Here is a 20,097-nt window from a genome sequence, read left to right as displayed (position 1 = left end):
CCCGCGCGTCGGATCCGTGGCAGGATGTTCGCCGTGACGGACCAGTCGGACCATGACGCGCGGGCGGCGCGAGCAGTGCGGACGGCGGAGGCGCATCGGCGCCCGATCCCGCCCGGGGCGCTGGACCGTGCCGTCGCGCACGTGCGGGGCGGCGGTCTGCTCGTCCTCCCCACCGACACGGTCTACGGCATCGGCGCCCTGGCCTCGGACCGCGATGCCGTCGTCCGCCTCCTGGCGGCCAAGGGGCGCGGACGCCGGATGCCCTTGCCGGTCCTGGTCGCCGATCCCGATCAGCTCGACGGCGTCGTCGCCGGTGCGCCGTCGACGGCCCGCGTCCTCATGGGGGCCTGCTGGCCCGGCGCCCTCACTCTCGTGCTGGACGCGGCTCCCCACCTGGGCTGGGACCTCGGCGAGACCGGAGGCACCGTCGCGGTGCGCATGCCCGACCACCCGCTGGCCCTGTCCGTCCTGCGCGCCACCGGTCCCATGGCGGTCACCAGCGCCAACCGCACCGGCGAGCCCCCGGCCACCGACGCCGCCTCGGCCCGCGCCGCCTTCCCCGGTCGCGTCCGCGATGCCGCCGAGGACGCCGAGGACGCCGACATCCTCCTGCTCGACGGCGGACCCGCGCCCGGACCCGCGCCCTCCACGATCGTCTCCCTGGCCTCCGGCCACGCCCTGGCTCCGAGAGTGCTCCGCGACGGCGCCCTGGGCCGTTCCGCTCTCGCCGCCGTCCTCGACCCCGTGCTGCGCGCCGCGGGAGCGGCGCCGCTCGCGGCCGCGGCCGGCGGGGACGGGGGGCGCGACGCATGAAGGTCTACCTCCTGGTCCTCCTGGTCGCCGCGGCGGTGACCTACATGACCGTCCCGATCGTGCGCCACGTCGCGCTGGTGTCCAACGCCCTGACCCCGGTGCGCGCCCGCGACGTCCACTCCACCCCGATCCCCAGGCTCGGGGGCGTGGCCATGTACGCGGGCTTCGTCTCGGCGGTGACGGTGGCCTCCCGGGTGCCCTATCTGGCCGGCGTCATCGACTCCTCCGCATGGGCGGTCGTGCTGGGGGCGGGCATGGTCTGCCTCCTGGGCGTCGTCGATGACCTGTGGGAGCTGGACTGGTGGGCCAAGCTGTCCGGTCAGATCCTGGCGGCCGGCGTCATGGCCTGGCGGGGGGTCCAGCTCATCACCTTCCCCGTGGGCGGGGTCACTCTGGGCTCCTCGCGGCTGAGCCTGATCTCCACCATCCTGGTGGTGCTGGCGGTCATCAACGCGGTCAACTTCGTCGATGGGCTCGACGGCTTGGCGGCCGGCATCATCGGCATCGGCGCCAGCGCCTTCTTCCTCTACGTCTACGTGCTCACCCGCACCACCCAGCCGGCCTCCTACACGTCCCTGGCGGCCACCGTGGTGGCGGCCCTCGTCGGCATCTGCGTGGGCTTCCTGCCCCACAACTTCCATCCGGCGACGATCTTCATGGGGGACTCCGGGTCCATGCAGCTGGGCCTCATCTCGGCGGCCGGCACCATCATCGTCACCGGTCAGATCGATCCGCTGTCCATCGAGGGCACGACGGCGGTGCCCGTGTTCCTGCCGGTGCTCATCCCCCTGGCGGTGCTGCTGCTGCCCCTGACCGACATGGTGATGGCGATCACGAGACGCACCTGGGCCGGGCACAGCCCCTTCCACCCCGACCGCATGCACATGCATCACCGCCTGCTGGCCGCCGGTCACTCGCACCGTCGCGCCGTGCTGGTGATGTACGTGTGGGCCGCCCTCATCTCCTTCTCGTGCGCCGCCATGGCCTTCTTCCCGCTGCGCGGCGTGCTGGTGGGGGCCGGCGTCGGCGCGATCATGACTCTGCTCATCACCGCCGACATGATGCCGGGCGTGCGTCAGACCTGGGCGCGGCGCCTCGGGAGAGGCTCCCGCGGATGAGCGCCGGGACCCCGGCCGGCGAGCCGTCGCGCGCCGCTCCTCCCGCGACCCGTCGGGAGGTCTTCCGGCGCACCGCGGCGCGAGTGGGAGGCGTCGGCGGCGCGCTTGCCTGCCTCGGCCTTCTGGCCGGTCTCCTGGCGGGGGGGCGGGCCTGGGGCGGCGCCGCCTGGGGCGCGGGCGCGGGCGCGCTCCTGACCGCGATCACGGCGGCGGCGCTGGCCGTGCCCTGGGACCGCTTCCCGCTGCTCGCCTCCAGCGGCGTCATGCTCTCCTTCCTGGGCAAGATCCTCGTCATGATCGGGGTGGTGCTGCTGGCGGGGCCCCACAAGTCCGCGATGTCCCCGGCGTGGTTCCTGGGGACGCTGGCGGCGGTGCTCCTGGGGGTCGCCGCCGTCGAAATCGCCTCTTTGGCCGCTGCGCGCTCGCCAACGGTCGAATCCGGGGCGGATGGCGAGTAAAGTGACGATCAGTGCTCTGCGAATCGGTACTCGCACCGGGCAGTCTCCGGTCAGTGCCGCATGCGGTGCTCCGGCTCGTTCGAAGGAGACTTGGTGATCATGAGCGCGACTCTCGCCGCCGGGCTAGCGGCGGTCGCCCCAGTCGCTGAGGGCGGCGACGGCTTCGAGCCGCCCTCCCTGGCCGACTTCTTCCCCCAGGCCTTCCTGTTCGCGGGGACCCCGTTCGCGGTCAACCGCATTATGATGGTGCGCCTGATCATGACCGCCGTCCTCGTGCTCTTCTTCGGCCTCGGCGCCGCGCGCGCCAGGGTCGTGCCGGGCCGCTTCCAGAACGTGTGCGAGATGCTGATCGACTTCGCCCGCGTCAACATCGCCGAGGAGATCATCGGCAAGCGCCGCGCCCAGCCCTACGTGCCGATCATCACCACGATCTTCCTGGGCGTGCTCTTCCTCAATATCTCCGGCGTCATCCCCGGCCTCAACATCGCCGCCACCAGCGTCATCGGCATGCCGATCATCTTCGCCGCGGTGGCCTACGCAGCCTTCTTCTACGCGGGCATCAAGAACCACGGGGCGGGCGGCTTCCTGCGCAGCTCCGTGCTCCCCTCGGGCGTGCCCAAGGCCCTGTGGATCCTCATCATCCCCATCGAGTTCCTCTCCAACCTCATCATGCGCCCGGTGACCCTGACGATCCGACTCCTGGCCAACATGGTCTCGGGCCACTTCCTGCTCGCCCTGTGCTACGCCGCCACCAGCGCCCTGTTCCTCCACGCGGCCGGCGTCCTCAAGGGCCTGGGCGCCGTGACCTTCGGCGTCGCCCTGGCCTTCGTCCTGTTCGAGGTCTTCGTCGCCGCCCTCCAGGCCTACATCTTCGCCCTGCTCACAGCCGTCTACATCGAGTCCTCGATCAACACGCACTGAGTCCCGAGACCGCTAGACCACTGCCCATCGACCCATCCGCAAGCCCCCGGGCCCGCCCGGATATCCGATCTCCAAGGAGAGAACCAACTATGACCGGAAGCATCGCGACCATCGGTTACGGCCTCGCCACCCTCGGCCCCGGCATCGGCATCGGCCTGGTCGTGGCCAAGACGCAGGAGGGCACCGCCCGCCAGCCGGAGGTCGCCGGCGCCCTGCGCACCAACATGTTCATCGGCGCCGCCCTCATCGAGGCCCTCGGTCTGCTCGGCTTCGCCGCGGGCTTCGCCTTCACCTCCTGATCCCGGGCGGTCCCGAATGACCCCCGGGTTCATCGCACTGCACGCGGCACTGCCCGCCGCCTCCGAGGACGGCGGGGGCGGCAACATGCTGCTGCCCGAGACCTCCGACCTGGTATGGGGCGCAGTCGCCTTCCTCATCATCGCGGTCGTGCTCATCAGGTACGCGCTGCCCCGCTTCACCAAGGTCCTCGACGAGCGCACCCGCCGCATCGAGGAGGGCCTCGAGCTGGCGGAGAGGGCCAAGGGCGACCAGGCCGACGCCGAGCTCAAGGCCGCGCGCCTGGTCGAGGACGCCCGGCGCGACGCCGCCAGGATCCGCGAGGACGCGCAGGCCGAGGCCAAGAAGATCATCGCCACCGCCCGTGAGGCGGCCCAGGGCGAGGCCGGCAAGGCCATGGATGCCGCCGAGCGCCAGATTCAGGCGGAGAAGCAGGCCGCTCAGATCAGCCTGCGCACCGACGTCGGTCTCCTGGCCTCCACGCTGGCCGAGAGGATCGTCGGGGAGCAGCTCAAGGACGCCGAGCTGTCCGCACGGGTCATCGACCGCTTCCTGGACGGTCTGGAGGCGGCTCCCGCGGGTGAGCGGCGCGCCGCCCCCACTGCCGGTGACGGAGCGGTCCGGTGAGGACCGGAACCGCCGCCAGCCGTGCCGTCGCGGCCGAGGCCTGGGCCCCGGTCCTGGCCTCCGCCGGCGCGCAGGGGCAGGAGCTCGGCGAGCAGATCCTCGCCCTCGCCCACCAGGTCGCCCTGCATCCGCTGCGCGGGCCGCTGACCGACCCCGGTCGCGGGCCCGACGACAAGGCGGTGCTGGCGGCCCGCCTCTTCGCGGGGCGGGCGGACGAGCGCGTCGTCGCCCTCCTCCAGGCCCTCGTCCGAGGGCGCTGGTCCCGGCCCGTCGACCTCATCTCCGCCCTGCACGACCTGGGCATCCAGGCCATTCTCACCGGCGCGCGCGCACGCGGCACCCTCGACGATGTCGAGCAGGAGCTCTTCGCCGTCTCGCGCCTGCTGTCCGCCGACCGGGAGATCCGCGAGGCCCTCGAGCCCTCCCGGAGCATCAGCGACGAGGACCGCGTCGCCCTGGCCCATCGCCTGCTCGCCTCGCGCGTCTCCCGCCCGACGATGAGCCTGGTGACGTGGTGCGTGCGCCACCACCCCGAGATCGCGGCCGGCGGAGTGCCCTACAACCTGCGTCGGGTCACCGAGCTGGCCGCCGAGCTGCAGAACCGCACCATCGCCGACGTGGTCACGGCCATCCCGATGACGAGGGCTCAGGAGGACCGCCTGCGCGCGATCCTCGCCTGGCGCATCGGCACCGACGTCGAGCTCAACACGACGATCGACCCCTCGGTCATCGGCGGGGTCAAGGTCTCGGTGCGCGACCTCGTCATGGATTCCACTGTCCGCAGCACTGTCGCCGGACTGCGCGTCCGGTTGACGGGCTGAGCCCACCCAGCCCACCTCAGACCTTCCGGCGCCCGCGCGAGGCGCCGCCCAGCATCACAGCAAGGAGACGACAGATGGCAGAGCTGACCATCAGGCCGGAGGACGTCCGTTCGGCCCTGGACGAGTTCGTCGCGTCCTACAAGCCGGCGCGGGTCGCGGCGGAGGAGGTCGGTCACGTCGTCTTCGCCGCCGACGGCATCGCCCACGTCGAGGGGCTGCCCGGAGTCATGGCGAACGAGCTCCTCGCCTTCGAGGACGGCACCGCCGGCCTGGCGATGAACCTCGACGAGCGCGAGATCGGCGTCGTCGTCCTGGGCGACTTCGCCGGCATCGACGAGGGCCAGACCGTGCGGCGCACCGGTGAGGTCCTGTCCGTCCCGGTCGGCGACGGCTACCTGGGCCGCGTCGTGGACCCCCTGGGGCGTCCCATCGACGGCCTGGGCGAGATCCCCAACGAGGGGCGGCGCGCCCTGGAGCTCCAGGCTCCCGGCGTCATGTCCCGCAAGTCGGTCCACGAACCGCTGCAGACCGGGCTGAAGGCCATCGACTCGATGATCCCCATCGGCCGCGGCCAGCGACAGCTCATCATCGGCGACCGCAAGACCGGCAAGACCGCGATCGCGCTCGATACGATCCTCAACCAGAAGGCGGTCTGGGACACCGGCGATCCCGCCCAGCAGGTGCGCTGCATCTACGTCGCCACGGGTCAGAAGGGCTCGACAATCGCCTCGGTGCGCTCGGTGCTGGAGGAGCACGGCGCCCTGGAGTACACCACGATCGTCGCCTCCCCGGCCTCCGATCCCGCCGGGTTCAAGTACCTGTCCCCGTACACCGGCAGTGCCATCGGGCAGCACTGGATGTACTCCGGCAAGCACGTCCTCATCGTCTTCGACGATCTGTCCAAGCAGGCCGAGGCCTACCGCGCCGTGTCCCTCCTCCTGCGCCGTCCGCCGGGCCGCGAGGCCTACCCCGGCGATGTCTTCTACCTGCACTCCCGGCTCCTGGAGCGCTGCGCCAAGCTCTCCGACGACTTGGGCGCGGGCTCGATGACCGGGCTGCCGATCATCGAGACGAAGGCCAACGACGTCTCGGCCTACATCCCCACCAACGTCATCTCCATCACCGACGGCCAGATCTTCCTCCAGTCCGACCTGTTCAACTCCGACCAGCGGCCCGCCGTCGATGTCGGCATCTCGGTGTCCCGCGTCGGCGGCGCCGCGCAGGTCAAGGCCATGAAGGAGGTCGCCGGCACACTCAAGATCACCCTCGCGCAGTACCGCTCCATGCAGGCCTTCGCCATGTTCGCCTCCGACCTGGACGCCGCCACCCGCCAGCAGCTGACCCGCGGCGAGCGCCTCATGGAGCTGCTCAAGCAGCCGCAGTTCACGCCCTACCCGGTCGAGGAGCAGGTCGTCAGCGTGTGGACCGGCACCAACGGCTATCTCGACGACCTCGACGTCGCCGACGTCCTGCCCTTCGAGGCCGCTCTCCTCGACCATCTGCGACGCAACACAGAGATCCTCACGACCATCCGGGAGGCGGGCGTCCTGGACGAGGAGGCCGAGGCCTCCCTGCGCCGCGCCGTGGAGTCCTTCCGCAGCACCTATTCGGCCGGGGACAGGATGCTCTCCGGGGAGGTCGCCGCCGCCGAGGACGAGGTCCCCGCCGAGCGCACGACCGAGCAGATCGTGCTCAAGAGGGGCTGACGTGGCAGGCAACCAGCGCGTCTACAAGCAGCGCATCCGGTCCACCCAGACCCTCCAGAAGGTGTTCCGGGCCATGGAGCTCATCGCCTCCTCCCGGATCGGTGCCGCACGCCGCAACGCGCAGGGGGCGAGCCCCTACGACCACGCCCTGAGCGAGGCCGTGGCCGCCGTGGGCACCTACGCGCACCTCGACCACCCGATCATCCAGGATCGCCAGGACACGAGCCGGGTCGCCGTCCTGGTCGTCACCTCCGACCGCGGCATGGCCGGCGCCTACTCGGCCACCATCCTGCGCGAGTCCGAGCGGCTCATCGACCAGCTCGTCGAGGACGGCAAGGAGCCGGTGATCTTCACCTTCGGGCGTCGCGCCCACTCCTACTTCACCTTCCGCGAGCGCGACGTGGAGTACTCCTGGGTCGGCGAGTCCGACCGCCCCTCCGACACGGCCATCGACGAGGTCGCGACCGTGCTGCTCGACTACTTCCTCGCACCGGTCTCGGCCGGGGGAGTGGGCGAGGTCCACATCGTCTTCACGCGCTACGTCTCCATGGTCTCCCAGGTCCCCGAGGTCCGCCGCATGCTGCCGCTGACCGTCGTCGACGTCGATGGGCCCGGCGAGATCAACCGGGAGGACATCGCCGCGACCCAGCCCCGGCTCCACCCCGAGGCGACGGGGGCCGAGCCCCTGTACGACTTCGAGCCCTCCGCCTCCGAGGTCCTCGACGGCCTGCTCACGCGCTACGTCCGCACCCGCATCCGCAACGCCCTGCTCCAGGCGGCGGCCTCCGAGCTCGCCAGCCGTCAGCAGGCCATGCACACCGCCACGGACAACGCCGAGGACCTCATCACCACCTACACCCGCCTGGCCAACGCGGCGCGCCAGGGCGACATCACCCAGGAGATCACGGAGATCGTCTCGGGTGCCGACGCCCTGGGCTCCGAGTAGACGGCGCGGGCCGCAGACCCCAGCTCTGGCAGAACGGACACGGAAGAACGCATCATGGCAGACACCACCACTCCCGGTACCGGGCGCATCACCCGGATCATCGGCGCCGTCGTCGACGTCGAGTTCCCGCCGGACGCGATCCCCGCGATGTACAACGCCCTCAAGGTGACCATCCAGGCGACCGGCGAGGGCGAGGAGCCGCATGAGATCACCCTCGAGGTCGCCCAGCACCTGGGCGACAACGTCGTGCGCACCATCTCGCTCAAGCCCACCGACGGCCTCGTGCGCGGGTCGGTGGTGCGCGACACCGGCGCCCCCATCTCGGTGCCCGTCGGGGACATCACCAAGGGGCACGTCTTCAACGTCACCGGCGACGTCCTCAACCTCGGCCCCGGCGAGCACCTGGAGATCTCCGAGCGCTGGCCCATCCACCGCCAGCCCCCGGCCTTCGACCAGCTGGAGTCCAAGGAGCAGATGTTCGAGACGGGCATCAAGGTCATCGACCTGCTCACCCCCTACGTCCAGGGCGGCAAGATCGGCCTGTTCGGCGGCGCCGGCGTCGGCAAGACGGTCCTCATCCAGGAGATGATCCAGCGCGTGGCCCTCGACCACGACGGCGTGTCCGTCTTCGCCGGCGTCGGCGAGCGCACCCGTGAGGGCAACGACCTGATCGTCGAGATGGGCGAGGCCGGGGTCTTCGACAAGACCGCCCTCGTGTTCGGCCAGATGGACGAGCCGCCGGGCACCCGACTGCGCGTGGCTCTGAGCGCGCTGACCATGGCCGAGTACTTCCGCGACGTCCAGCACCAGGACGTGCTGCTGTTCATCGACAACATCTTCCGCTTCACCCAGGCCGGCTCCGAGGTCTCCACCCTGCTGGGCCGCATGCCCTCGGCGGTGGGCTACCAGCCCAACCTGGCCGACGAGATGGGTCTGCTCCAGGAGCGCATCACCTCGGCGGGCGGCCACTCCATCACGTCCCTGCAGGCCATCTACGTGCCCGCCGACGACTACACCGACCCGGCTCCCGCCACGACCTTCGCCCACCTGGACGCCACCACCGAACTGTCCCGCGAGGTGGCCGCGCGCGGCATCTACCCGGCCGTGGACCCGCTGGCCTCGACCTCCCGCCTGCTCGCGCCGCAGTACGTGGGCCAGGAGCACTACGAGGTCGCCACCCGCGTGAAGTCGATCCTCCAGAAGAACAAGGAGCTCCAGGACATCATCGCGATCCTGGGCATCGATGAGCTCTCCGAGGAGGACAAGGTCACCGTGGGCCGGGCTCGGCGTATCGAGCAGTTCCTCTCCCAGAACATGTACATGGCGGAGAAGTTCACCGGCGTCCCGGGGTCCACCGTGCCCGTGGCGGAGACGGTCGAGGCCTTCAAGCGCATCGCCGACGGCGACTACGACCACCTGCCCGAGCAGGTGTTCTTCAACATCGGCGGCATCGAGGACCTCGAGCGCCGCGCGGCCGAGAGCGAGGCGGCCTGACATGGCCGGGCCGCTGACCGTGGAGGTCGTCTCCCGCTTCGGCGGGGAGGCCTGGAGCGGGAGGGCCGGGCGGGTCACGGTTCCGCTGGTCGACGGCGAGCTCGGCGTCCTCCCGGGGCGCCAGCCGATCCTGGCGATCGTGGGCCGCGGCGCCGTGCGCATCGTCCCGTCCGAGGACGGGGCCGGCGAGGGCGAGGCCGTCACGGTTCCGGTGGCGGGCGGCTTCTGCTCGGTGAATCACGACGTCGTCACCGTGGCGGCCGATGCGGCCGGGGACGACGCGGTCGGCAGCGTGCCGGCCGAGGTCGAGGACGTTCCCGACATCCCGTACGTCGAGGACTGAGGAGCGCATCCATGGGGCATCCGGTCTGGGCGACGGCGGGCGCGGCGGCGGTCGTCGTGCTCCTCCTGACCGGGGTCTTCATCGTCCGCCTGCGTCGTCTGGCCGGGCGCGTCGGCTCCTTCGAGTGCGCTCTGCGACGACCCGGGCGGAGCCGCTGGATGAGCGGCATCGCCACCTTCGGCGGCGACTCGGTGGAGTGGACTCGACTGGTCTCGCTGTCCCCGCGGCCGCGCTACCACTTCGATCGCGCCGATATCGAGCTCGGCGAGGTGCGCCACCGAGGGGTGGACGGGCGCATCGTCGACGTCGACTGCACCTACCGCGGCGAGCACTTCGACCTGGCCATGGTGGAGGACTCCCACTCGGCGATGGTCGCCTGGTTGGAGTCGGCGGCTCCGACGCAGCCCAGGCTCCTGTGAAGCCCGTGAGAGTCCCGGGGGACACGGTGCGCGGAGCCGCTCGCGAGACGGTGCCGGGCCTGTAGGCTGCCGGGGTGCGCGTCGTCATCGCCAGTTGCTCCGTCGACTACTCCGGGCGCCTGGACGCCCATCTGCCCCGGGCCACCCGCCTCATCATGGTCAAGGCGGACGGATCGGTGCTCGTCCACTCCGACGGCGGCTCCTACAAGCCGCTGAACTGGATGAGCCCGCCCGCCCGGCTCGCCGAGGTCGCCCCCGACGAGGAGGATCGCGAGGCCGGCGTCGTCTCCCGCTGGGAGGTCACGGCCGCCAAGACCGATGACAGGCTCGTCATCCGCCTGTTCGACGTCGTCTCCGACACCAGTGCGGATCTGGGCGTGGATCCGGGGCTGACCAAGGACGGCGTCGAGGCCCACCTTCAGGAGCTCCTCGCCGAGCAGATCGAGATCCTGGGGCCCGGCTGGCGGCTCGTGCGTCGTGAGTACCCCACCGCCATCGGCCCGGTGGACATGATGGCCAGGGACGCCGACGGCGGCTCGGTGGCCGTCGAGCTCAAGCGCGTGGGCGGCATCGACGGCGTCGAGCAGCTGAGCCGCTACCTCGAGCTGCTCAACCGCGACCCGGTCCTGGCACCCGTGAGCGGAGTCTTCGCGGCTCAGCAGATCAGGCCGCAGGCGCGCGTGCTGGCTGAGGACCGCGGCATACGCTGCGTGGTCCTCGACTACGACGCCATGCGCGGCCTGGACGACCCCTCCTCCCGTCTCTTCTGAATGGTTCCGCCACTATGGTCGCGACGACGGTGACGACGGTCCGCGCTCCGCGCGAGATGTCGTACCTGCGGCTGGTCGCCCAGGGGCTCGTGGAGGCGACGACGGCGCCCGCGCCCACCGAGGCGGTGCGCCGTCAGCTCGCCATCCAGGGCCAGCAGGTCGCCTCCGTGCCCCACGCGATCATCTCCCGAACGGCGGGAGCCGCTCGCGCCGACGTCGAGGCGGCCTTCGAGGCCGGGCGACTCGTGCGCTCCTGGCCCATGCGCGGCACCGTTCACGTCACGGCGGCGGACGACCACCACTGGCTGCGCGTGGCCCTCATGCACCGGGTGGACGCGTGGGCGAGGCGCGCGGAGAAGCAGCTGGGGATCGACGACGCCCTCCTGGAGCGTGCGGGCGAGCTCGCCCTGGCGGCGATCGCCGACGAGGGACCGCTGCGCCGCGCCCGTCTGCTGCGGGTGTGGCAGGAGGGCGGCCTCATGGGAGCCGGCACCGGGGCCGCGGCGCAGCGCCGGCGCCATATCCTGGTGCGCCTGCAGCGCGAGGGCGTTCTCGTCCAGGGGCCCCGGCGAGGCCATGAGCATCTCGTCGTGAGCGCGGGGACGCTTCCTCCGGCCGAGGCCGGACCGGGCGGAGCCGGTGGGGGAGCGCGCGGCACCGATGGCCACCGCGCCGCTCTGGCCGAGATCGCCCGGCGCTACGCCGCGAGCCACGGGCCGGTGCGCGCGGTCGACCTGGCCCGCTGGACGACGCTGCCCGTCAAGGAGGCCGCCCGGGCCCTGGAGGACGCCGTCGAGCGGACGAACGCCGCCGACTACAACGTCCGGGCGGAACGCGGCGAGGTGCCGCTCACGCGAGCGGAGGCCGTCGGCGGGCTGCGCGGCGGCGTGCGCGTGCTCGGGGCCGAGGGACGGGCGGCGGCGTCGTCCGGACGCGCCGCGCCCCTCTACATGCGCGCCGACCTGCCCGACCTGCTCGCCGCCTCCCGCGAGCGGGTCGCGGGCACGCACTTCCTGGCCTCCTTCGACGAGGTGCACGTGGGGTACAAGGACCGCGCGTGCCTGGTCGATGCCGCGGGCGAGCGGCTCATCTGCCCGGCGGGCAACGGCATGTTCCGGCCCCTGCTCGTGGATCGCGGGCGGGTGGTCGCCGTCCGACCGGTGGGGGCGGGGCTGCTGTGGGCCGACGACGCCCGCCGCTCGGCCCGCCTGGAGCGGGACGTGGAGCGGGCGGTGCGCCGCATCGAGCGGCGCCTGGCCTGACCCGCGGGGAGGGAACGGCCCGACTCCTGCGCCTCATGCGAACAAGAGGTTTGCAGAACAAAGCAAACGGGGTACTCTTGATGTGCAGTTTGAAATGCAAACTGATTTTCGATGCCGAACTATGAGGAGTCGCCATGGAAGCCCCCGCCGCGCCCCGACGGGCGCCGTCGTCGTCGGCCGCGGAACGCCGCCCGTCGAGCGGTGCGCCCCCGACCGGGGACCCGGTCATGGAGTGGCGCCGTGCGGTCAAGCGCTATCCGGGGGCCGCTGCCCCCGCCCTGAACGATGTCTCCTTCTCCGTCCGCCCCGGGGAGATCGTGGTCCTGGTCGGCCCCAACGGCTCGGGCAAGACCACCGCCATGGAGATGGTCTCCGGCCTGCGCCTGCCGACCTCGGGCGAGGTCCGGGTGAACGGCGGGCCCGTGCGCCCCTCCGCCTCGCAGCGCGCTCTCGTGGGAGTCCAGCTGCAGGAGACGAGCCTGCCGCAGCGTCTCAAGGTGCGCGAGGCGATCCGGGGGGTCGAGAGCCTGTACGCCGACCCGGGTCCGGTCGACGAGATCGTCGCCCAGCTCGGCCTCGACGCCCACATGACCGAGGCGATCGGATCCTTGTCGGGCGGGTGGGCCAGGCGCCTGGACGTCGTCCTGGCCTGCATCGGACGGCCCCGCGCGCTCGTTCTCGATGAGCCGACCAGCGGCATCGACCCGGTGGCGCGCGCCGAGCTGTGGGAGTTCCTCAGACGACGCCGCAGCGAGGGCGTAGCGGTCCTCGCCTCCACTCATGACCTGAGCGAGGCGGAGGCCTACGCCGACCGGCTCCTGGTCCTCGACCGCGGCCGCCTGGTCCTCCAGGGGGCGGTCGACGACGTCCTCGGCCTGGCCGGCGGCCGATGGCGACTGCGGCTCATCGGGGTCGCCCCCTCCGTGGACGCCTGGGCGCGGACTCGCGGCGTCGAGCTGGTCGGGTCCGGCGAGGTGCGCGTGCTCATCGCCGACAAGGAGTCCGTCGTGCGGATGGGCGAGGAGATCGAGGCGGCTCGTGAGCGCGGCGAGCTGCACTACCAGGACGCCCTGACGGGGCCGATCCGGCTGGAGGACGTCTTCGCCGAGGCGGTGTCGCGAGCGACCCGGGAGACGGCCTCATGACCCGGTACGGCCCGGTGCACCACTCGGCACGGAGTCCGGAACGGCCCTCAGCACCGGCGGACGCCGTTCGCGCTCCATCCGCTCCGGAGGCCCGGCCGGCCCTCGCGCCCGGGTGGCGCGTCATCCTGGTGTGGGCCCGGCAGGAGATCGTCCTGCTGGTGCGCGAGCCCGTTGCCGTGTTCTTCTCCCTCGTCTTCCCGGTGATCATGTACGTCTTCATCGGCATCCCCTACGCCTCGACCGAGGTCGCCCCCGGCGTGAGATTCATCGACATGATGCTCCCGTCGCTCATCCTGACGGTGGTCGCCAACCTCCTGCTCATGGGGATGCCGATCTACCTCGCCGAGCTCAGGTCGCGCGGGATCGACCGGCGCTACGCCGCCCTCCCGCTGCGGGGCGGGCACTTCGTGGCGGCCCTGCTGCTGTCCACGCTCGTGCTGGTCGCGGGCGGGTCGATGATCATCGTCCTCGTGGTCGCCGTGCGCGACGGCGTGAGATCGGAGCTGTGGAGCCCTCCGCTTCTGCTCCTCCTGGCGGGCTCGATCGTCTGGCTCTCGGCGCTGGGCTTCCTCCTGGGCGCGCTGCGGGTCTCGGCGCGCACGACGCAGGCGCTGTCGACCGCGACCTTCTTCCTCATGTTCTTCGGCTCGGGCGCGGCCATGCCCCTGGATCAGTTGCCCGAGATCGTCACGACGATCCTGGAGTGGAATCCCCTCAAGCAGTGGCTCGACGTCGCGGTGGGCGTCTACACGGGCACCGGCGTGGAGCGCGCGGAGTGGCTCCGTCTTCTCCTGGCGCTGCCCCTGGTCGCCTGCTGTGTCCTGGTGGGGGCGCGACTGTGGAGGCGGCGGTGACGGGGCGACGGGCGGCGAGGTCGACGGTGAGTCGAACGGCGGGCATCCGATGAGGGGCGCGTGCGACGGGTAGCCTGCGGCCATGAGCACCGCTGCGCACGCTTCTGCGAGCCCTGGGGGGTCTGGGGGCCCTGAGAGCACTGCGTACCGCGGGAGCCTCGTCACGCCCTCCCGGATCATCGCGGACGGCGCCGTCGTCCTCGCCGACCGGCGCATCGCCTGGGTCGGCCCGGCCTGCGAGGCCGGGAGCGCCGGCCTCGACGACGTCGTCGGCTCGGCCGTGAGGGCCCCCGAGGGCGGGTACGTCCTTCCCGGCCTGGTCGATGTCCACTGCCACGGCGGCGGCGGGGAGTCCTTCCCCGATGCCGGGACCGCGGAGCGGGCCATGATCGCGGTCCGCGAGCACCGCCGCCACGGCACCACCAGCCTCGTCGCCTCCTGCGTCACCGCGGCTCCCGACGTCCTGCGGGCCCGCGCCCGGGTGCTGGCCGGGCTGTGCGATGCCGGCGAGCTCGCCGGCATCCACTTCGAGGGCCCCTTCATCTCCGCCGAGCGCTGCGGCGCCCAGGACCCGGCCCGCATCATCGATCCCGATGCCGGGCTGACCCGCGAGCTGCTCGCCCTCGGCCGAGGCCACGTGACGGCCATGACCATCGCCCCGGAGAAACCCGGTGTCACCGGCGACGGCGGCCTCATCGCGGCCCTCGTCGCCGGCGGCGCCGTGCCGAGCCTGGGCCACACCGACTCCGGGGCCGGTCCCGTCCGCGCCGCCCTGGCCGACGCCGGCGCCCGCCTGGACGCGCGTGCGCGGGCGGGGCTGCCCGTGCGCTGCGACCGCCCCACCGCCACCCACCTGTTCAACGGCATGCGCCCCATGCATCACCGTGCGCCCGGGCCGGTGCCCGAGCTCCTCGCGGCGGCGGCCAACGGGCGCTGCATCGTCGAGATGATCGGCGACGGCGTCCACCTCGACCCCGACGTCGTCCTGGACGTGTTCGAGATCCTCGGGCGGGAGGGCATCGTCCTGGTCACCGACGCCATGGCGGCGGCGGGCATGCCCGACGGCGACTACGTCCTGGGATCCCGGGACGTCGCGGTCGCCGGCGGCGTCGCCCGGCTGACCGACGGCGGTGCGATCGCCGGGGGCACCGCGCATCTCATCGACGTCGTGCGCACCACCTGGAAGGGGGGCGTAAGCCTGATCGATGCCGTCTACGCCGCCTCCACCCAGGGGGCGAGGGTCCTCGGGGACGACTCGGTGGGGGCCCTGGAGCCCGGACGCCGGGGCGACCTCGTCCTCACCGACGCCGAGCTGCACCCGGTCGCGGTCGTGCGCCGCGGCGAGGTCGTCGCCCGACCGGCGTCGTGACCGGGGGCTCGGGCCGTGCGCTCAGGGCTCTCAGGCCCTCATCACGACGCGAAGGCGGGTGATCCTCCCGTCGGGCGTGAGGTCCGCCGTGTCCGTTCCGGCCAGGGCGATGAGCTCGCCGGAGGAGCGCCTGACCGCCACGGCCCAGTCGACGACGACTCCGCCGCCGTGCGTTCCCGCGTCCCCGTCCCCCGGCGCGTCCTGCCGGGGGCGGGTCAGCCACAGGTGGCGGGTCTCGACGTTGCGCGCGAAGAAGTCGTGGAAGAACTCGCGGATCGCCGTCGTCCCCTGGACGGCCGGGCCGGACGCCGGTTCGATGCGGGCATCCGGGGCGAACAGGGCGATCAGCTCCTCGAAGTCGTCCTCGGAGCGGCCCGCCGTGTCCGAGAGGGCGAAGTAGCGATCCAATGGTTGCGGGTGCTGTGGTGCGCCGAGGTCCTGCATGACCGGCCTTTCCATGATCGGTAGCCATTCTGTCTTCGCTTGTTCATCAGTATGTGAACAAGTGAAGGTGACGGTATCATGATTCCGTGCTGCCCGACCATCACCCGAGCGCCGGGGACATCCGTCTGGTGACCGTCCTGCATGCGCTGGCCGATCCCGTCAGGCTGTCGGTCGTCCGGCAATTGTCCGATGGGCGCTCGCACGCCTGCGGTGCGATCGACACGCCGCTGGCCGCTTCCGCCATGACGCGGCACTTCCGGATCCTGCGGGAGTCGGGGGTGGTGCGCGCCGAGCCGTGCGGGACGAGCAAACTCCTCACCCTGAGGCGCGAGGACCTCGATGCCCGTCTTCCGGGGCTGCTCGACTCCGTCCTGCGGGCCCCGGCGGAGTGACGGGCATCCGCTCTCCTTGGCCTCCCCTCGACTCCTCCGGGTCGCCGATGCTCACGGCAGCGATGCCCGATTGCCGGCGAGATGACGGCGAGCGCTTTCGACGTCGAATAGAAATTGTCCCAGAGTCAGTATTGTGAGCGGGACCAGGACAGCGGTCTCGTGACCGGATGCTAAAGCCCATCGTGCGCCGAGAAGTGCATCGGCGGCCAGGAAGGCGGACAGAATGATGCTGCGCGTCACCAATCGCCACCTGACTCGTTCTGCGGACAGTGCGCCGAAGCAGCCGCATTCGGTGACGATGCCTCGGCGCAGTGCCTGAGCCATGGCGCCTGCGAGAATCAGAAGATAGCAGGCGGTGATGAGGTTGATCGCCCGCGGGTGCACGCCCGTGATCAGGCAGGGGCCGAGAAACATCTCCGCTCCCGTGACGAGGCCCAGGATCAGGGGTTGCATTCGGCGAGGAACCAGTCGATACCCTTCTATCGCCTGCAGACGACGGTCGAAGCCGCTTCGGCGCTGAGCGATGGCGGCCAGGACGAGAACTCCTCCAATGGAAATTCGTGCTGCCGCTAGCACGATGCCGAGCATCGACTCTTCCTCTGCTTCTGGCTCACGGACCGATGAGGTTCTCGTGGTCCTCGGCCGGGAATGGTCATGAGGCCGCCGACGCTATCCGCAGGGCGGGTCGCACGCGCACGGGGGCGCTGCCCCGGCTCGACTTGCCGAGACGCTGTCGGACCTGACCGTGCAGAACGGTCCCCGAGACGACCTCTCCCTCGACCGGCTCCTCACCGGCGAAGAGCGTGAACGTCCATCTGTCGCGCAATTCGGAATCGGGTGCCCGCAGGTTCTGGATGACCAATGAGCACCACAGTTGGCGCGTCATGAGCTCTCTCGTGTCGACATCCGCCACCGTGAATGAGTCACCGTCATGACCCATGATCTCGTCGTAGCTTCCCATGGCGGGACCGGCGTCGGAGACGGCTGCCGCGAACAGCGTCCAGGGCGATGTCGGGTCGGTCGCATCCGCGCCGTGCGGGAGACGAGCATCGACGAAGTCCGGCCTCACGATGTCCGGATGGCTGTCGCGAATGCGGTCGTCCAGCGCTCGGCGGACGTCGAGCAGTGCCGGATTGGGCACCAGGAGCGGGCCGTATGACACGGAATCCGAGTATCGGCAGTCGCGGAAGCGGCTCCTCAGGAGCTCGCACGCGTGATCGACCTCCTCCCACACGGAGGGGGCGAAGGCCCCGCGGAGAAAATCCTCGTCGGGCAAGGGCGCCCCGCTGTCGGACAGGACGCTCCTCACCGAGGCGAACGCCGTCCAACCGCTGTTGGCCAGGTGGTCCACATGACGCATCTCCATCTCCTATCGTCCTCTCGGCGGGTCGTGCGGTGCGCTCGGCGCCTGGGAGGGGCCTTGTCGAGAAATGCCGTCGCGCACCGTCGGGAACCCGTCGTGCTCAGCCCTCCAGACCGAGAAGGCGGTGGGAGTAGACGGCCTGGCCGGAGTGCTGGGCGGCGTCGTCGATGATCGAGGCCAGCCGGGAGGCGCGGGTCACCGGTGGATCCCAGGCGCGGTCCACGACGTCGTCGAGCGATGCTGTCGTGAGACCGGCCAGGTAGCCGCGGATGAGCGCGTAGGCGGCATCGAGGTAGTCGGTGAGGACGGTGAGATCATCCACTCGCACGAGGGCGGCCTGCTCGGGTGTGTGGTGCCAGTCCTCGGTGTCGTCGGGCAGCGGCAGGGCGAAGCGCTCCTTGAAGCCGCCCGCGGTCCACAGCGCCTCGGCGCCGGTCAGGGCGGAGACCTGCAGGTCGATCTCGCGGGCCGTGTGCCAGACGAGCCAGCTCAGGGAGTCGATGCGCGGCGCGGTGCGCGGGGCGGGCTGCGTGTTCGCCTGCTCGACCGTGACTCCATTCAGGGCTCTGTCGAAGCGCTCGCGGGAGCGCTCCAGGGAGGCGGTCAGCAGGGCGGTGCAAGGGGCCTCCTCGGCGCCGGTCCTCGTGCGACCCTCCATGCGGGACTCGACGGGGGCCGGCGGGGGAGTGGCGGTTGCGGGGGCGTCGGCATCATCGGTGCTCGTGCTCATGGTTCCACCGTAGGCCGGGGGGCGGCGTCGGTTCGAGGGCGCGGGCGCCCCAGGTACCAGACGGTGGCGGCCGTCACGGCCGTCTCGGCGAGCAGGGCGATGACGAAGGGGCCGGTGAGCCGGCTCCAACCGGTCAGAGTGTCCTCCCGGCTCAGGGAGTCGAGCAGGACACCGGCGACGTTGCCGCCCACGTGCATTCCCAGGGCGAAGGCCAGGGAGTCCAGGCGCAGGACGGACCAGGCGGCCACCAGGCCGAAGAGAAGCTTCGCGGGGACCTCGGCGGCGTAGGTGGAGGCGGTGGCGTGAGAGGAGATCCAGGTGGGCAGATGCATGACGACGAAAGCCAGGGCCGTGGTCCACAGGGCGAACCCGCCCCCGAACTGCGCCCGCAGGGGCTCGAGCAGGCAGCGGCGCAGCGAGAACTCCTCGGGGACGGCGTTCATGAGCACACCGACCCCCAGTGCCGTGGCCAGGGCGGACAGCAGCCCGGCAGGTGTCACCGGGGCGAGGACGGCTCCCGGGTTGTCGATCGAGTGGTGTACCACGGCGCTGAGGGCGCACAAGCCCGCGCTGACGGCGAAGAGCAGCCAGGGACTGCGAGGCCCCGCGGATCGCAGCAGGTCGCGCCAGCCGCGGCGCCACACGAGGAACCAGATCGCCAGCGCCCCCAGGTGCAGGGCGGTGACGACCTGCCAGGGGCCGCCGACCAGGGCCAGGACGATACCGACCGACGGGCCTCCGGCAAGCAGGACCAGGGCCGCCCAGGCACTCCTCCGAGTACGGGCGGCGTCCGTCCCGGGCGAGGGAGCAGAGGATCCGGGCCGGGTGCCCGCGGTTCCGGGCAGGGCCTGCTCGGGATGGGGCGGCGCCTCGCCGTTGAGACCGGGGACCGGACCCGACGATGCAGGGGCGGACGAGCCGGTCGAGTCATCAGTGGGGGAGCCGATGGGGGACGGATCGGTGCTGGTTGGCATACGGGGCGGGGCCTTTCCCTGGGCGCGACGGTGGGTCCAGCTCCCGGAGCTGGTCGAGAGGACGTCGGGCCAGCCGGAAGGGTGCCGGGCCTCATGATCACTGGCGATAGCGGTCACGTCATCCTCCTCGGGGTCGAGATGCCGGGTGACTATGCACGGATATCGGGTTCTCCGCGTTCCGGGGCGGGCGTCGGCGGTCCGGCGCTCCCGGGTGCCACGCGATCGTGCGTCGGGCGTTTTCTCGGTCCTCCGTCGGAGCCGAGTTCGCCGGCACTCGGCGTCGCGCGGTCGTACGTGGCGTCGCGCGGTCGTACGTGGCGTCGCGCGGTCGTACTCTCCTGCGCCGAGTCGTACCTTAGGGCCTCTCTAAGGTACGACCGTGCGAGAAAGGGTACGACCTCGTGGGGCCTGGGTACGACCGCGTGGTGAGGAGTACGACCGCGTGCGGGGCTCTCGCGGCGGCACTGTGTCGGCACTCTCCCCGGGGTTGTTGATGGTGTGGAAGTGGTCGCGTTCCTCGGTGTGGTGGTGGGTGTTCGGTTCCGGCTGGTGGTCCTGGCCGAAGGAGGGGTGCCGGGGCGGGGTGTGTGGTGTTCTACAGTTGGTCGGTGATGTCCTGGCCGGTGGTGTTGTCGTACCAGCGGCGGCGTCCGTTGTGGACGACGAGCTGGAGGTCGGTGCCCACGGGCAGGGTGTAGATGCCGATCAGGGCGGGCTCGATGTTGGCGATGGAGTTGAAGCTGGCCACGACGAGGTTGCCGGGCGTGTTGAGGAAGTCGTCGGTGTCGGCGTCGGACAGGATCCGCCATCCGTTGTCGACGGGGTTGACGG

At 71.4% G+C, this 20,097-nt stretch carries 24 protein-coding genes; 18 read left to right on the top strand and 6 right to left on the bottom strand.

The genetic code is table 11. The features are described from left to right. Positions 1 to 33: 33 nt before the first annotated feature. The 17 genes from G448_RS0101660 (at position 34) to G448_RS14705 (ending at position 15,363) form a co-directional block, all read left to right on the top strand. Positions 34 to 813 (top strand): L-threonylcarbamoyladenylate synthase, encoded by a 780-nt coding sequence (locus G448_RS0101660; RefSeq protein ID WP_425393635.1) that lies wholly within the window; start codon positions 34 to 36, stop codon positions 811 to 813. After that, positions 810 to 1,931: an MraY family glycosyltransferase gene (locus tag G448_RS0101655; protein WP_026406557.1), complete on the top strand. Its 1,122-nt coding sequence runs from the start codon at positions 810 to 812 to the stop codon at positions 1,929 to 1,931. The genes G448_RS0101660 and G448_RS0101655 overlap by 4 nt, the downstream gene beginning before the upstream one ends. Then, positions 1,928 to 2,389: a hypothetical protein gene (locus G448_RS0101650; protein ID WP_026406556.1), complete on the top strand. Its 462-nt coding sequence runs from the start codon at positions 1,928 to 1,930 to the stop codon at positions 2,387 to 2,389. The genes G448_RS0101655 and G448_RS0101650 overlap by 4 nt, the downstream gene beginning before the upstream one ends. Before the next feature lie 99 nt (positions 2,390 to 2,488). Then, on the top strand, positions 2,489 to 3,310 hold the full coding sequence (gene atpB, locus G448_RS0101645; protein ID WP_034494131.1) for a F0F1 ATP synthase subunit A: 822 nt from the start codon (positions 2,489 to 2,491) through the stop codon (positions 3,308 to 3,310). Between the two features lie 89 nt (positions 3,311 to 3,399). Continuing rightward, positions 3,400 to 3,609 carry an ATP synthase F0 subunit C gene (atpE, locus tag G448_RS0101640; RefSeq protein ID WP_026406554.1) on the top strand — a complete coding sequence of 70 codons (210 nt, stop codon included), beginning with the start codon at positions 3,400 to 3,402 and terminating at the stop codon, positions 3,607 to 3,609. A 16-nt stretch (positions 3,610 to 3,625) separates the two neighbouring features. After that, entirely contained in the window at positions 3,626 to 4,234 is a 609-nt protein-coding gene (locus G448_RS0101635; protein ID WP_026406553.1) for a F0F1 ATP synthase subunit B, read from the top strand. Next, positions 4,231 to 5,055, top strand: coding sequence for a F0F1 ATP synthase subunit delta (locus tag G448_RS0101630; RefSeq protein WP_026406552.1), 825 nt, complete (start codon positions 4,231 to 4,233; stop codon positions 5,053 to 5,055). Before G448_RS0101635 ends, G448_RS0101630 begins: the two co-directional genes overlap by 4 nt. A gap of 74 nt (positions 5,056 to 5,129) precedes the next feature. After that, entirely contained in the window at positions 5,130 to 6,761 is a 1,632-nt protein-coding gene (gene atpA / locus G448_RS0101625; protein WP_026406551.1) for a F0F1 ATP synthase subunit alpha, read from the top strand. 1 nt (position 6,762) lies between these two features. After that, positions 6,763 to 7,707: a F0F1 ATP synthase subunit gamma gene (locus tag G448_RS0101620; protein ID WP_026406550.1), complete on the top strand. Its 945-nt coding sequence runs from the start codon at positions 6,763 to 6,765 to the stop codon at positions 7,705 to 7,707. Positions 7,708 to 7,761: 54 nt separating this feature from the next. Then, on the top strand, positions 7,762 to 9,201 hold the full coding sequence (gene atpD, locus G448_RS0101615) for a F0F1 ATP synthase subunit beta (protein ID WP_026406549.1): 1,440 nt from the start codon (positions 7,762 to 7,764) through the stop codon (positions 9,199 to 9,201). Between the two features lies 1 nt (position 9,202). Further along, positions 9,203 to 9,544, top strand: a complete 342-nt coding sequence (locus G448_RS0101610; RefSeq protein WP_026406548.1) for a F0F1 ATP synthase subunit delta/epsilon — start codon at positions 9,203 to 9,205, stop codon at positions 9,542 to 9,544. Between the two features lie 11 nt (positions 9,545 to 9,555). Next, a complete protein-coding gene (locus G448_RS0101605; protein WP_026406547.1) occupies positions 9,556 to 9,963 on the top strand; it encodes a DUF2550 family protein in 408 nt (135 codons plus the stop codon). 74 nt (positions 9,964 to 10,037) lie between these two features. Then, positions 10,038 to 10,733 carry an endonuclease NucS gene (gene nucS / locus G448_RS0101600; protein WP_026406546.1) on the top strand — a complete coding sequence of 232 codons (696 nt, stop codon included), beginning with the start codon at positions 10,038 to 10,040 and terminating at the stop codon, positions 10,731 to 10,733. A gap of 14 nt (positions 10,734 to 10,747) precedes the next feature. Continuing rightward, positions 10,748 to 11,995, top strand: coding sequence for a DNA glycosylase AlkZ-like family protein (locus G448_RS0101595; RefSeq protein ID WP_026406545.1), 1,248 nt, complete (start codon positions 10,748 to 10,750; stop codon positions 11,993 to 11,995). A gap of 134 nt (positions 11,996 to 12,129) precedes the next feature. Further along, complete coding sequence (locus G448_RS14715) at positions 12,130 to 13,140, top strand: ABC transporter ATP-binding protein (RefSeq protein WP_245572137.1); 1,011 nt, start codon at positions 12,130 to 12,132, stop codon at positions 13,138 to 13,140. Continuing rightward, positions 13,137 to 13,994 (top strand): ABC transporter permease, encoded by an 858-nt coding sequence (locus tag G448_RS14710; protein ID WP_084436223.1) that lies wholly within the window; start codon positions 13,137 to 13,139, stop codon positions 13,992 to 13,994. Before G448_RS14715 ends, G448_RS14710 begins: the two co-directional genes overlap by 4 nt. An 82-nt stretch (positions 13,995 to 14,076) precedes the next feature. After that, positions 14,077 to 15,363, top strand: a complete 1,287-nt coding sequence (locus G448_RS14705; RefSeq protein WP_051268519.1) for an N-acetylglucosamine-6-phosphate deacetylase — start codon at positions 14,077 to 14,079, stop codon at positions 15,361 to 15,363. A gap of 30 nt (positions 15,364 to 15,393) precedes the next feature. Here the strand turns inward: G448_RS14705 and G448_RS0101575 are convergent, their stop codons facing one another. Then, positions 15,394 to 15,822, bottom strand: coding sequence for a nuclear transport factor 2 family protein (locus G448_RS0101575; RefSeq protein ID WP_084436221.1), 429 nt, complete (start codon positions 15,820 to 15,822; stop codon positions 15,394 to 15,396). 71 nt (positions 15,823 to 15,893) lie between these two features. On the opposite strand from G448_RS0101575, the gene G448_RS0101570 reads away from it, so the two are divergent. Continuing rightward, positions 15,894 to 16,199: an ArsR/SmtB family transcription factor gene (locus tag G448_RS0101570; RefSeq protein WP_026406543.1), complete on the top strand. Its 306-nt coding sequence runs from the start codon at positions 15,894 to 15,896 to the stop codon at positions 16,197 to 16,199. A gap of 51 nt (positions 16,200 to 16,250) precedes the next feature. Here G448_RS0101570 and G448_RS0101565 read toward each other — a convergent pair whose 3' ends face one another. The 5 genes from G448_RS0101565 to G448_RS0101545 all read right to left on the bottom strand — a co-directional run. Continuing rightward, positions 16,251 to 16,787: a MauE/DoxX family redox-associated membrane protein gene (locus tag G448_RS0101565; RefSeq protein ID WP_156910891.1), complete on the bottom strand. Its 537-nt coding sequence runs from the start codon at positions 16,785 to 16,787 to the stop codon at positions 16,251 to 16,253. A 64-nt stretch (positions 16,788 to 16,851) separates the two neighbouring features. Further along, positions 16,852 to 17,559: a hypothetical protein gene (locus G448_RS14700; protein WP_156910890.1), complete on the bottom strand. Its 708-nt coding sequence runs from the start codon at positions 17,557 to 17,559 to the stop codon at positions 16,852 to 16,854. A 103-nt stretch (positions 17,560 to 17,662) separates the two neighbouring features. Further along, positions 17,663 to 18,220, bottom strand: a complete 558-nt coding sequence (locus G448_RS0101555) for a mycothiol transferase (RefSeq protein WP_051268555.1) — start codon at positions 18,218 to 18,220, stop codon at positions 17,663 to 17,665. Between the two features lie 68 nt (positions 18,221 to 18,288). Then, the gene (locus G448_RS14695) at positions 18,289 to 19,383 is read right to left on the bottom strand and encodes a CPBP family intramembrane glutamic endopeptidase (RefSeq protein ID WP_156910889.1); all 1,095 of its coding nucleotides are present in this window, start codon (positions 19,381 to 19,383) and stop codon (positions 18,289 to 18,291) included. Positions 19,384 to 19,861: 478 nt separating this feature from the next. Next, on the bottom strand, positions 19,862 to 20,097 hold a 236-nt coding region (locus tag G448_RS0101545), incomplete at its 5' end, for an immunity protein Imm33 domain-containing protein (RefSeq protein WP_026406540.1).

Origin of the sequence: Actinomyces gerencseriae DSM 6844 (assembly GCF_000429265.1) — a bacterium.
Taxonomy (GTDB): Bacteria; Actinomycetota; Actinomycetes; order Actinomycetales; family Actinomycetaceae; genus Actinomyces; species Actinomyces gerencseriae.
This window is presented reverse-complemented; position numbering and strand designations above follow the sequence as displayed.

Excerpts from the sequence above, each read along its gene's own strand:
- G448_RS14705 (WP_051268519.1), top strand. The coding sequence starts at position 14,077 with ATGAGCACCGCTGCGCACGCTTCTGCGAGCCCTGGGGGGTCTGGGGGC.
- G448_RS0101610 (WP_026406548.1), top strand. The coding sequence starts at position 9,203 with ATGGCCGGGCCGCTGACCGTGGAGGTCGTCTCCCGCTTCGGCGGGGAG.
- G448_RS14715 (WP_245572137.1), top strand. The coding sequence starts at position 12,130 with ATGGAAGCCCCCGCCGCGCCCCGACGGGCGCCGTCGTCGTCGGCCGCG.
- G448_RS0101575 (WP_084436221.1), bottom strand. The coding sequence starts at position 15,822 with ATGGAAAGGCCGGTCATGCAGGACCTCGGCGCACCACAGCACCCGCAA.
- G448_RS0101635 (WP_026406553.1), top strand. The coding sequence starts at position 3,626 with ATGACCCCCGGGTTCATCGCACTGCACGCGGCACTGCCCGCCGCCTCC.
- G448_RS0101605 (WP_026406547.1), top strand. The coding sequence starts at position 9,556 with ATGGGGCATCCGGTCTGGGCGACGGCGGGCGCGGCGGCGGTCGTCGTG.
- G448_RS0101555 (WP_051268555.1), bottom strand. The coding sequence starts at position 18,220 with ATGGAGGGTCGCACGAGGACCGGCGCCGAGGAGGCCCCTTGCACCGCC.
- atpD (WP_026406549.1), top strand. The coding sequence starts at position 7,762 with ATGGCAGACACCACCACTCCCGGTACCGGGCGCATCACCCGGATCATC.
- atpB (WP_034494131.1), top strand. The coding sequence starts at position 2,489 with ATGAGCGCGACTCTCGCCGCCGGGCTAGCGGCGGTCGCCCCAGTCGCT.
- atpE (WP_026406554.1), top strand. The coding sequence starts at position 3,400 with ATGACCGGAAGCATCGCGACCATCGGTTACGGCCTCGCCACCCTCGGC.
- G448_RS0101595 (WP_026406545.1), top strand. The coding sequence starts at position 10,748 with ATGGTCGCGACGACGGTGACGACGGTCCGCGCTCCGCGCGAGATGTCG.
- G448_RS14710 (WP_084436223.1), top strand. The coding sequence starts at position 13,137 with ATGACCCGGTACGGCCCGGTGCACCACTCGGCACGGAGTCCGGAACGG.
- atpA (WP_026406551.1), top strand. The coding sequence starts at position 5,130 with ATGGCAGAGCTGACCATCAGGCCGGAGGACGTCCGTTCGGCCCTGGAC.
- G448_RS0101565 (WP_156910891.1), bottom strand. The coding sequence starts at position 16,787 with ATGCTCGGCATCGTGCTAGCGGCAGCACGAATTTCCATTGGAGGAGTT.
- G448_RS0101655 (WP_026406557.1), top strand. The coding sequence starts at position 810 with ATGAAGGTCTACCTCCTGGTCCTCCTGGTCGCCGCGGCGGTGACCTAC.
- G448_RS14700 (WP_156910890.1), bottom strand. The coding sequence starts at position 17,559 with ATGCGTCATGTGGACCACCTGGCCAACAGCGGTTGGACGGCGTTCGCC.
- G448_RS0101650 (WP_026406556.1), top strand. The coding sequence starts at position 1,928 with ATGAGCGCCGGGACCCCGGCCGGCGAGCCGTCGCGCGCCGCTCCTCCC.